Origin of the sequence: Rickettsia endosymbiont of Culicoides newsteadi, from assembly GCF_002259525.1 — a bacterium.
GTDB lineage: Bacteria > Pseudomonadota > Alphaproteobacteria > Rickettsiales > Rickettsiaceae > Tisiphia.
In genome coordinates, this window is the sequence record NZ_MWZE01000047.1 from 1 (window position 1) to 9613 (window position 9613).

The following is a 9613-nucleotide window of genomic DNA, read 5'->3' on the forward strand; positions in this document are numbered from 1 at the left end:
ACAAATTGCAGCTTGAAAAATGCAAAAATGGGAAACAAAATTATTATTTTTTTGTCTTGATTTTTCAGTCCAGTATCGTATAACAACTATCAGAAAATACTTTAAACTCTCTTTAACTATTTTTTCTATCTTCTCTGGTGATTTGGCTTGTAAAGTTTGTAAGTTATGAATTCGATCAAAAATTTTAATAATAGCTACATTATATTTTTTTTGTTTACACAATAATGTCATTGTCTCTGCTGCACTAATTTTCCCATAAGATTTAACCCTAGTCAAATCTACCACTTGACTAGCAACTTGCTCACCAAAAATTCTACCAATCATATCTTCTGTGAGAGTTGTATCTTCAATAGTATCATGTAGTAAACTGGTAATGATCATATCAGTTTTATAATATTTTGGTCTTTCTACTGCGGTATATTCAGCAACCATATACGCCACCTCTATCGGGTGAGAATAATATGGGTCACCAGATTGTCGCATCTGCGAACCATGATACTTTTTGGCGTAATATATACCTTTTTTAACCATATCAATATCTACTGGTATAGTTACTTCCTGGTTTATCTGCATTAGTTTACTTAGTAACCTCTCAGAATATTTGCAATCTTCGTATTTTGTTTCCCAATCATTAATATCTTCCATATAACTACCTATTACATTATTTTAATTATAAAGTATATTAAACTAAAAATTAAAATACTAGCAAATAATTTATTATTTGCTTCTTAAAATAATAAGTATTTTGTTACATTTAAGTTACAACCCTATATAAATCAATCGAGTCTTATATATTTCCAATTATAATTTTTTCTGTTGTTCTAAAGAGATATAGTGGCTTCGTAACCTCGACCTACCAAGCTAGAGAGTTGGTATTACTAGGTTCTGTTGACAAAATTTTTAACGTAACCATATTAAAGCTCCAACAAAATTTAGAAAGGCTAAAAAGGTGGCTGGGGCGGATGGATTCGAACCACCGATGACGATACCAAAAACCGTTGCCTTACCACTTGGCTACGCCCCATCACTCTAAGATAGCTTATAGCAACAAACAATTATCTAGTCAAATAATTTATAACTTATGAGACATTCACGTGTAAGAAAAATTTTGTACGCCTTATTTATTGTCTCCATTATTCAATTAAAAGGTAATTGCATTAAGCATTTAAGTTAAGTATAATTACCAGTTACATTTAATCAAATTTAATCATTTTACGAATAATGTCTTATTTAAGCTTTATAGATGATGTTACACTTGAAAAGGTTGTTAAATTTGTCTTAGATAAAGGCAGGGCAGCAATGATCAAAGCAGAGAAAAAATTTGATCGTAATGTGTGGATCCGTTTTCTATTATCTTTGAAATGGCTAGTTTTAAAATTAATTCTAGTGAGTGGCTGAAGAGTGAGAAATCCCGTCAATCACAAAAAACTTTATCAAATCACCTAGGTGATTTTCACCAACAAATATTAGGGGCATTTGATGGATGGGAAAGTTTAAGTTCTGGTCAAATGGTAGATATTGTCAATCACGATAAAAAAAATCATTGGAGAAGTAAAAAATAAACATAATACTCTTAAGGGTTCAGACAAAGCTTCTATGTATTACAAATTAGAAAATTTAGTAATGCAAAAAGGTCATATGTATAAAGGATATACAGCATATTACATTGAGATAATTCCTAAAAAACCAAAGCGGTATAATATTGAGTTTGTTCCTTCTAACGCTTCCACTGGTGTTATATGCCCAAGAAACCGTTTGATACGACAAATAGATGGTGATAGTTTTTATAGTCAATTCAGGGGAATTTGGTGCTAGGAGCGATGGAGCGACGCCTATAAGTAATAGGCGAGCGACGAGTGACGACGTCACCAAATTCTCATCAATTGACTATATGCACTTGCAACTGGTGTAGATGATGCTCTTGAACAATTATTTGAGATAATCCCAACCATCATATCAAACTTACAGCCAGAATTCAAAATTAATACAGGGCAAAACGATGAGTTTATAAAAAAATTCTTTAAATCTGCGTTTCAGGCAAAATAGTCATGCTAAGATGATCAAAATAATTTTCTAGCATTGCCACAAGGCATCTACCAATATGATATGCAAGATTAACAGGCACAGCATTACCAATCTGCTTGTATTGCGATGATCTTGAACCAACAAATTTCCAAGAATCTGGAAAACTCTGTATTCTAGCGTATTCGCGTATTGTTAAAGGACGCGTCTGCGACGGATGGCATCGTTCTGTTTGTTTTTGTGCAGGGTTACAAGTCAAAGTTAGGGACGGCTCATTCCAAGAAAGTCTTCTTGCCATTCCAGTCTTACCACCACTTAGATGATAGCTAGCACCCATATAATCTCTTTGTAAAACATCAGGCAAATTTCGCCAGTATCCACCTTCTGGTATTAATTCCATTATTTTCTTTTTCTGAGCAGTATAAGTTTGACCATCAGATATTGGAACATCCTTTAGCACTTCAGCTATACTAATAGTATAATCTTGTTCTTTAGGAAATATAATAGAACATGATAAGTCGTTCCTTACCCCTATAATTACTAATCGTTCTCTTTTTTGAGCTACATCTAAATATTGTGCTCTTAGAACTTTATAAGCGATACGATACCCTAATTGACTTAGAACATGAATCATAGTTGATAATGTTCTACCTTCGTCATGCTTTTCCAGTCCTTTAACATTTTCAGCTAGTATAATTTTAGGTTTTATTTGTTCTATTGCTCTTGCATATTCAAAGAACAGAGAACCGCGTATATCTTCAAAACCAAGCCTTTTACCGGCATAACTAAAAGCTTGACAGGGAAATCCACCAGCTAAAATATCTGCATAAATATTCTTGTAACATATTTTACTTACATCATCATTAATAACATGCCAGCTTGGCATATTAGTTTTTAATGTATCAGCTGCATTTTTATTTATTTCTACAAAAAGAGAACCTTTAAGACCGGAATTATGCAATCCTAAAGCTAAACCACCGGCACCAGCAAATAGTTCTAAAACTTGAAAATTGGTTTTTCTTTCTGATTGTAATATTTTGAATCCTATATTATTATTCCCGGATAATTTTGATTTTAGTCTCTGTAATTCTTCAGATTGAAAAAAACGGTGTTTATTTTTATTTCTGTATGCTTTTACAAGCCCTTTTTTTTCCCACTTTCTGATAGTATCAAACGATACTCCTAACAAAGCACTAGCCCTTGCAATAGTAATTAGGGAATTATAGTCAATTGATGAGAAGTTGGTGACGTCGTCGCTCAATGCTCGCATATTACTTATAGGCGTCGCTCCATCTTTCCTGCTATCTAATTCTCCTAAATTGACTATAGTATCATGTGGCTGATGTTCATTAGACATATAGTAACCCTTTCTTATGTACAGGTTACTATATTATATAAATCATGGTTAATGTCAATCAGTAACCTCAACACTATATAATCAAATTTTTTCGGAGTAGCTATAAAAAAATAATAACTTCTTTGTTAATATGTGCTAGAATCTAATACTAAGTAAGATAATCAATTATTTTAGGCTAATGGATAAGGTATCAAGCTCTGTTCAAGAATATATTAAGTCCGGGGAATATTTTGTTGATGCTAGAAGATGGTATAATTTTGAATATTTATATCCGCTTGTACACAGATCATTTTTGCTGATATTTACGGTAGTTTTCTTGGCATTATTTCTAGGTGTAGTGGTTAGTGTTAACAGTTTATTACCAACAGTTCGTCAGGTAAGATACGCAATTAGTGCTGAATCTCTAAAGAGTGCAACAATAACTAACGCTAATCATATAAAAAGTAATGCAATTAATTCTATTGCAGATATTATGATTAAAAATTATGTGATACACAGAGAATCTTATGATTATGATTTTCTTCGTCCTCAATTTATGTTTATTCAGAATAGTTCTACACGTATAATATTTAGACAATTTGCCAATTTTATGAATATTGACAATTCATTGTCACCAGTTATGCGTTACCAAAGGTCTTTAAGGCGTTCTGTTAATATATTATCAGTGGTTTATCATAAGAATAATAAGGCTGAGGTTATATTTACATCGGTGGCAAAAAATTCTGCTAATGATATTTTGGAAAATATGGTTTGGCAAGCGACAATAAATTTTGAAATAGATGCCATTAATATCCATTTACCTCCTAACTCAAATTTTAATTTTGTGGTTACTGGTTACAAACTTAAATTAATAGAAGATAAAAGTAAGAAATAAAATGAAGCGATTAATAATATTGTTTGTGGTAGTATTTTCTGTAAATACTGCTTTAGCTGTTAGAGAATCTAGACCATTGCCGATCGATAGCAGAATTAGGGTAATGGTGTATAGTCCCGATGATGTATTTAAATTCACCGGATACTACGGTTATCAAGCTAGTATAGAGCTAGCAAAAGAGGAGGAAATAGTTAGTATTTCCATGGGGGATACTACTTCTTGGCAAATAGTACCAGCCGGTCATAGGATTTTCATTAAGCCAATGGAACAAGATGCTACAACGAATATGACGATTATTACTAACAAGCGAACTTACTTTTTTGAACTATATGCTGCAGAAGCTTCGGACATGAGAGATCCAGAAATGGTTTTTAATTTAAGATTTATCTATCCTGATGATGAAAATTCAGGAGATTATTTGCAAACTTATGTTACATCCTCAGCTAACCTTGATTTATCTCATCCGGAGAAATATAATTTTAATTATTCGATAAGTGGTAATGAATCAATTGCCCCAATTAGAATTTTTGATGATGGAGTGTATACTTACTTACAATTTAGAGATAAAAATGCTGAGTTACCAGCTATTTTTGCAGTTGATGAAGCTCTTAGAGAATCGATGGTAAATTATCGACTTGCTCAAGATAATGCTAATATGGTGATTATTGAACAGGTATTTCACAAACTGTCAATACGCCATGGCAAAAAAATAGTATGCGTGTTTAATGAAGCATTTAAACCGTATTAAGCTTTAGAACTAACCCCACAACTGTTGAAAGTTAGAAGGTAAAGGGGGTTTTAGATAGGTTTTCTGTCATTGCGAGACCACGTAGTGGTCGTGGCAATCCATCTTTGGTTACTTTTATGGATTGCCGCGTCGCCGCTTTTAGCGGCTCCTCGCAATGACGGCTTGAGGACGTGAGGTTCCAACTGTTGAAAGTTAGAAGATATATTTTTTAAGGTAATTACTAATGTTGGAAACATCGCACATATTACAAGAATATTTGCCTATAGTGGTATTTTTTGCTATAGCATCAGTTTTGTCGTTGATAATAGTTACATTACCGAGGCTTTTGAGTCCTCGGAAATATAATAAGGCTAAGCTGGATAGTTATGAATGCGGATTTGACCCTTTCGGTGATGCTAGGAGCAAATTTGATGTACGTTTTTACCTAGTAGCTATTTTATTTATTATTTTTGATTTAGAAGTAACTTTTTTGATACCATGGGCTATTACGCTTGGGAAAATTGGTAAATTTGGTTTTTTTTCAATGATGTTTTTCTTATTTGTACTTACTGTTGGTTTTATATATGAATGGAAAAAAGGAGCGTTAGATTGGGAGTAATTACATGAAAGCAAAAATAGATTTATATGATCAAGACAAGCTACTTGCAGAAGAAATCTCAAATCGAGGATTCTTGATAACTAAACTTGATGATTTGCTAGGCTGGGCTAGAGCTAATTCACTTTGGCCTATGAGCTTTGGTCTTGCCTGCTGTGCAGTAGAAATGATGCAAGCTGCTTCCAGCCGTTATGATATGGATCGTTTTGGTATGTTGTTTAGACCAAGCCCCCGTCAATCTGATTTAATGATAGTTGCAGGAACCTTAACCAATAAGATGGCTCCGGCTCTTAGAAAAGTTTATGACCAGATGACTGAACCTAAATGGGTTCTATCAATGGGAAGCTGTGCTAATGGTGGTGGCTATTATCATTATTCCTACTCAGTAGTGCGTGGCTGTGATCAAATAGTACCAGTAGACGTATATGTACCAGGTTGTCCTCCGACGGCTGAGGCTTTGATTTATGGCTTAATGCAATTACAAAGGAAAATTAAAAGAACTACTAGATTTAAGAGTGCTAGTGTATAATATGGAAGAGATTATTGATAAATTGATAAAAAATCAAGGGCTTGAAATAGCTGTGTTACCTGTACAGTCAAATGGTTCAAATATACATTTTGCTGCTTATAAATCTACTATAGAAAGCTTGTTACCATTTTTATCGTCAATTAAGCAATCTGAGAATTTACGTTTTACCGTGTTGACAGATTTGTTTGCTGCTGATTTTTTAGACCGTTTGAAACGGTTTGAAGTAGTGTATAATTTACTAAGTCTTAAATTAAATAAACGTATACTAGTCAAAGTTGAGGTTGGAGAAAATGACATAATTCCTTCAATTACCAAAATCTTTAGTGCTGCCTGCTGGTATGAGCGTGAAGCATATGATATGTTTGGGGTAAATTTTGCTGGGAGCCATGATATTCGCCGTATTCTAACAGACTATGATTTTGTTGGTCATCCTCTTAGAAAAGATTTCCCATTAACTGGGTACGTACAAGTTAAATATGATGAAACTCTAGCAAAAGTAGTATATGAGCCAGTTAAGCTCGATCAGCCATATAGAGAATTTGATTTTTCATCAAGTTGGAAAGGAGCTAGTTATATATTACCTGGGGATGAGAAAGCAAATAAACGTATTTTATAACAGCAATTATAAATTCAAAAATAAAGAGTTAGGTCATAATATATTCCAAATAAAATTTTTATGGTTAGGGATTAAAATCTGGTTATTTCTTTATGAGAACTACAAATAAAAAAATCACTAAGGAAAATTATCTTACCTGATGAATTTTCACTCCAGTTACGAGGATGCGGATTTTAAGTCATCAAACCTCTAATATTTTGCTGCTAATTTATATATCTCCTGTTTTCTTCATATCTATAGTCAACATAATATTTTTATGATTCAATTATTTATTAAATTGACCATTTTTATAATTTTAGCTAAACTGTATATAGTTGTAGATTTATATTAATCTTAATATTATAGGTATATATCATGACAGCACTAAAAAGTTATATAGATAGCAATGGCAGACTTGCTATCCCAGCTAAGATTAGAAAAAAGCTACAACTTAAAGCAGGTGATGAAGTTTCTATTAAATATAAAGATTTTGAATTAATAGTTTCAACTTTTCATGCTAATGTAGAAAGAGCCAGAAATATTTTAAGTAAATACAAGGATATTGACTTGCAAAAAGAGTTGGAAATTATGAGAAGTGAAGATGTCAACAGGTTCTAAACCTTTGATCAAGACAAAAAAATATTTATTGGACACATCAGCAATCATTGCCTTATTAAAAAAAGAACCAGGTTATAAAATATTAGAGGATGTTATCGCAAGTAGTAGTATAGCATCAATTAATTTAAGTGAATTAGTTTCTGTCCTGACTAGGTCTAATATAGCAGAAAATGAAATTGATATAATCGTAGCAGATATAGTACCAGAAATCATACCATTTTGCGAAAATATAGCTATCAAGACCGGTAAGTTAAGTCGATTAACAAAGGATTATGGTCTATCTTTAGGTGACAGAGCATGTATAGCAACTGGTTGCTATTATAACATGGAGATTTATACTACTGATAAAATTTGGTTAAAAGTAGCTGATAATATTACCACAAAAATCATTTTTAGTACTTTAGTTTAAGAAAAGCATACCCTATAATTTTTATAACAGCATAAAAACGTCATTACTACTTATTTATAGCATTCTCACGATGACGTTTAAGTTAGGATCGTAAAATAAGCAATTTACTATCACCATATATTTTCTCTTTAACCATTTCTAAAGAATCGTCTGTAAGATGCTCATTTTTAGCAAATTCAACGACAATAATTGTTCCATCTTTTAACCATTGACCTTTTTTCAAAGCATTTACTGCCTTTGATACAAGATTTTGATAGTATGGTGGATCAATAAAAATTAGATCAAAGCTATTTTTACATTTTGGCAAAGCTGTAGCATTGATATTTAGGAAAGTCATTTTATCCATTTCACCTATTTTACTAGCAAATGCTTTTGCTGCCCGCAAATAATCAGCATTTATATCAATTACTGTAATATCCCCTGCTCCTCTAGAACAGCTCTCAAAAGCTAAGCTACCAGTGCCGGCAAATAAATCGAGAACCTTAGACTCCTTGGTAAATAACCTACCATCACTAAATTCTCCTGAAGTTAATATACTAAAAATCGCTTCTCGAATTTTGCCGGTGGAAGGACGATAATTAGAGTTTTTTAAGGTGGGTATTATCCGATTTTTATGCTTGCCGGCGATAATTCGTATCATAAAAATTTCTTAAATTCCTCAAATGGCATTTCTTTATACTGATTTGGTTGCAAATCACCTAATATAAATCCCCCATAACTAATTCTAATTAACCGGTTAACACTTAAACCAAAATATTCAAATATCTTCCTAATTTCACGATTTTTTCCTTCAGTTAAAATTACTTCAAACCAACAATTAGTTTTTCCTGATTTTATTAATTTAATTAATTTAGGATCATAACGTATTTGATCAATCTCTATATTCTTATAATTTTTAAGCAATGAGCTTGGGTTACCGTGTGCTCTGACTTTATATATACGTTCAAGTTTACTTGATGGTAACTCAAACTTCCTTGCTAAGTCACCATTATTGGTAAGTAATAGTAATCCTTCACTATTTATATCTAATCGCCCGATTGAAATTACCCTAGGTATGTTCTGTAATGCCAAATTTTCAAAGACAGTTTTTCTACCATAATTATCTTTATGTGAGGTAATTAAGCCAACAGGTTTGTAATATGTCCATAAACGCGGAGTTTGTTGTTGATTTATTAGTTTTCCTGATACTTCAATAATGCTAGTATTATCAACCAAGGTGGCAGGTGAATCAATGATCACCCCATTTACCTTTACTTCACTATTTTTGATAAGCAGCTCTGCGGCACGCCTTGAACACACTCCTGCATTACTAATAGCTTTTGCCAGCCTTTGTGTACTATCCTGTTTCAAATAAACAATCCTATATTTTTTTATTTATAACTAACTATCCTGATATCTGTTTCTTATTAATGGCAATATAAAACACTAACATCATGCTAATTGCAATGATCAGTATAAATAATGGTAATTGTATCAATGTTCCGTCATGCATATGTCCCATTAATATTGTAAAGCCTGCTGCAATTACATAATACATAAAACCATAAAGTGAAGATGCCGTGCCAAGAAATTGACCATAACTTTCCAAAGCTTGGCTAAAGCAATTGGTCATTACCATCATGACACCAGTGTTAATCATGCCCATCCATAATAAAGTTTGTAATACAGAGCAGATTACATCATCTTTATTAATTAAACTAAAATAGCTAGATGAAAAGAATAGCAGAGCTCCTAAGCGCATAAGCTTAACACCTGCAAAAATAATATTGTCAGATGTTATTTGCAATTTACGTCAATTCGGGATAAGGTTATAATTTAGAGGAAAGTCGAAATTGCAATTTATGGAAGGTTTATTTTTCTTAAGAG

16 protein-coding genes and 1 tRNA gene are annotated in these 9613 nt (G+C 32.4%); 11 read left to right on the forward strand and 6 right to left on the reverse strand.

What is annotated here, in order from left to right; all coding sequences use genetic code 11:
* On the reverse strand, positions 1-645 hold a 645-nt coding region (locus RiCNE_RS04215), incomplete at its 3' end, for an HD domain-containing protein (RefSeq protein ID WP_133062938.1).
* Positions 646-950: 305 nt separating this feature from the next.
* A tRNA-Gln gene (locus RiCNE_RS04220) sits at positions 951-1024 on the reverse strand.
* A gap of 197 nt (positions 1025-1221) precedes the next feature.
* On the opposite strand from RiCNE_RS04220, the gene RiCNE_RS07805 reads away from it, so the two are divergent.
* The 4 genes from RiCNE_RS07805 to RiCNE_RS04235 are packed head-to-tail and all read left to right on the forward strand — an operon-like array spanning position 1222 to position 1912.
* On the forward strand, positions 1222-1398 hold the full coding sequence (locus RiCNE_RS07805) for a hypothetical protein (RefSeq protein ID WP_157905675.1): 177 nt from the start codon (positions 1222-1224) through the stop codon (positions 1396-1398).
* Positions 1362-1562 (forward strand): Eco47II family restriction endonuclease, encoded by a 201-nt coding sequence (locus tag RiCNE_RS04225; protein ID WP_133062939.1) that lies wholly within the window; start codon positions 1362-1364, stop codon positions 1560-1562. The genes RiCNE_RS07805 and RiCNE_RS04225 overlap by 37 nt, the downstream gene beginning before the upstream one ends.
* The gene (locus RiCNE_RS08485) at positions 1519-1815 is read left to right on the forward strand and encodes an Eco47II family restriction endonuclease (RefSeq protein ID WP_157905676.1); all 297 of its coding nucleotides are present in this window, start codon (positions 1519-1521) and stop codon (positions 1813-1815) included. Before RiCNE_RS04225 ends, RiCNE_RS08485 begins: the two co-directional genes overlap by 44 nt.
* Positions 1772-1912, forward strand: a complete 141-nt coding sequence (locus tag RiCNE_RS04235) for a palindromic element RPE2 domain-containing protein (RefSeq protein WP_094649369.1) — start codon at positions 1772-1774, stop codon at positions 1910-1912. The genes RiCNE_RS08485 and RiCNE_RS04235 overlap by 44 nt, the downstream gene beginning before the upstream one ends.
* A gap of 108 nt (positions 1913-2020) precedes the next feature.
* Here the strand turns inward: RiCNE_RS04235 and dcm are convergent, their stop codons facing one another.
* Positions 2021-3379: a DNA (cytosine-5-)-methyltransferase gene (gene dcm, locus RiCNE_RS04240; RefSeq protein ID WP_204839953.1), complete on the reverse strand. Its 1359-nt coding sequence runs from the start codon at positions 3377-3379 to the stop codon at positions 2021-2023.
* 178 nt (positions 3380-3557) lie between these two features.
* On the opposite strand from dcm, the gene RiCNE_RS04245 reads away from it, so the two are divergent.
* The 7 genes from RiCNE_RS04245 to RiCNE_RS04275 all read left to right on the forward strand — a co-directional run bounded on the left by RiCNE_RS04245 (position 3558) and on the right by RiCNE_RS04275 (position 7747).
* The gene (locus RiCNE_RS04245; RefSeq protein WP_094649370.1) at positions 3558-4253 is read left to right on the forward strand and encodes a VirB8/TrbF family protein; all 696 of its coding nucleotides are present in this window, start codon (positions 3558-3560) and stop codon (positions 4251-4253) included.
* 1 nt (position 4254) lies between these two features.
* Complete coding sequence (gene virB9 / locus RiCNE_RS04250) at positions 4255-5001, forward strand: P-type conjugative transfer protein VirB9 (protein WP_094649371.1); 747 nt, start codon at positions 4255-4257, stop codon at positions 4999-5001.
* A gap of 223 nt (positions 5002-5224) precedes the next feature.
* Entirely contained in the window at positions 5225-5599 is a 375-nt protein-coding gene (locus RiCNE_RS04255) for an NADH-quinone oxidoreductase subunit A (RefSeq protein WP_094649372.1), read from the forward strand.
* 4 nt (positions 5600-5603) lie between these two features.
* Positions 5604-6125 carry a NuoB/complex I 20 kDa subunit family protein gene (locus tag RiCNE_RS04260; protein ID WP_094649373.1) on the forward strand — a complete coding sequence of 174 codons (522 nt, stop codon included), beginning with the start codon at positions 5604-5606 and terminating at the stop codon, positions 6123-6125.
* A 1-nt stretch (position 6126) separates the two neighbouring features.
* Positions 6127-6741: an NADH-quinone oxidoreductase subunit C gene (locus tag RiCNE_RS04265; RefSeq protein ID WP_094649374.1), complete on the forward strand. Its 615-nt coding sequence runs from the start codon at positions 6127-6129 to the stop codon at positions 6739-6741.
* Between the two features lie 354 nt (positions 6742-7095).
* On the forward strand, positions 7096-7338 hold the full coding sequence (locus RiCNE_RS04270) for an AbrB/MazE/SpoVT family DNA-binding domain-containing protein (protein WP_094649375.1): 243 nt from the start codon (positions 7096-7098) through the stop codon (positions 7336-7338).
* Positions 7322-7747 carry a type II toxin-antitoxin system VapC family toxin gene (locus RiCNE_RS04275; RefSeq protein ID WP_094649376.1) on the forward strand — a complete coding sequence of 142 codons (426 nt, stop codon included), beginning with the start codon at positions 7322-7324 and terminating at the stop codon, positions 7745-7747. The genes RiCNE_RS04270 and RiCNE_RS04275 overlap by 17 nt, the downstream gene beginning before the upstream one ends.
* Positions 7748-7829: 82 nt before the next feature.
* On the opposite strand, the gene rsmD is transcribed toward RiCNE_RS04275, so the two are convergent.
* Genes rsmD through RiCNE_RS04290 form a run of 3 tightly spaced genes read right to left on the reverse strand, consistent with a single transcriptional unit; the run spans position 7830 to position 9488 of the window.
* Positions 7830-8387, reverse strand: a complete 558-nt coding sequence (gene rsmD / locus RiCNE_RS04280) for a 16S rRNA (guanine(966)-N(2))-methyltransferase RsmD (protein ID WP_094649377.1) — start codon at positions 8385-8387, stop codon at positions 7830-7832.
* Positions 8384-9097 (reverse strand): pseudouridine synthase, encoded by a 714-nt coding sequence (locus RiCNE_RS04285; protein WP_094649378.1) that lies wholly within the window; start codon positions 9095-9097, stop codon positions 8384-8386. The genes rsmD and RiCNE_RS04285 overlap by 4 nt, the downstream gene beginning before the upstream one ends.
* A 34-nt stretch (positions 9098-9131) precedes the next feature.
* Complete coding sequence (locus tag RiCNE_RS04290; RefSeq protein WP_094649379.1) at positions 9132-9488, reverse strand: hypothetical protein; 357 nt, start codon at positions 9486-9488, stop codon at positions 9132-9134.
* Positions 9489-9613 lie beyond the last annotated feature (125 nt).

What these genes read in the sequence shown, in the direction of transcription:
- RiCNE_RS07805 (WP_157905675.1), top strand. Translation starts at nt 1,222, where the DNA reads ATGTCTTATTTAAGCTTTATAGATGATGTTACACTTGAAAAGGTTGTT.
- RiCNE_RS04225 (WP_133062939.1), top strand. Translation starts at nt 1,362, where the DNA reads ATGGCTAGTTTTAAAATTAATTCTAGTGAGTGGCTGAAGAGTGAGAAA.
- RiCNE_RS04235 (WP_094649369.1), top strand. Translation starts at nt 1,772, where the DNA reads ATGGTGATAGTTTTTATAGTCAATTCAGGGGAATTTGGTGCTAGGAGC.
- dcm (WP_204839953.1), bottom strand. Translation starts at nt 3,379, where the DNA reads ATGTCTAATGAACATCAGCCACATGATACTATAGTCAATTTAGGAGAA.
- RiCNE_RS04245 (WP_094649370.1), top strand. Translation starts at nt 3,558, where the DNA reads ATGGATAAGGTATCAAGCTCTGTTCAAGAATATATTAAGTCCGGGGAA.
- virB9 (WP_094649371.1), top strand. Translation starts at nt 4,255, where the DNA reads ATGAAGCGATTAATAATATTGTTTGTGGTAGTATTTTCTGTAAATACT.
- RiCNE_RS04255 (WP_094649372.1), top strand. Translation starts at nt 5,225, where the DNA reads ATGTTGGAAACATCGCACATATTACAAGAATATTTGCCTATAGTGGTA.
- RiCNE_RS04260 (WP_094649373.1), top strand. Translation starts at nt 5,604, where the DNA reads ATGAAAGCAAAAATAGATTTATATGATCAAGACAAGCTACTTGCAGAA.
- RiCNE_RS04265 (WP_094649374.1), top strand. Translation starts at nt 6,127, where the DNA reads ATGGAAGAGATTATTGATAAATTGATAAAAAATCAAGGGCTTGAAATA.
- RiCNE_RS04270 (WP_094649375.1), top strand. Translation starts at nt 7,096, where the DNA reads ATGACAGCACTAAAAAGTTATATAGATAGCAATGGCAGACTTGCTATC.
- RiCNE_RS04275 (WP_094649376.1), top strand. Translation starts at nt 7,322, where the DNA reads ATGTCAACAGGTTCTAAACCTTTGATCAAGACAAAAAAATATTTATTG.
- rsmD (WP_094649377.1), bottom strand. Translation starts at nt 8,387, where the DNA reads ATGATACGAATTATCGCCGGCAAGCATAAAAATCGGATAATACCCACC.
- RiCNE_RS04290 (WP_094649379.1), bottom strand. Translation starts at nt 9,488, where the DNA reads ATGCGCTTAGGAGCTCTGCTATTCTTTTCATCTAGCTATTTTAGTTTA.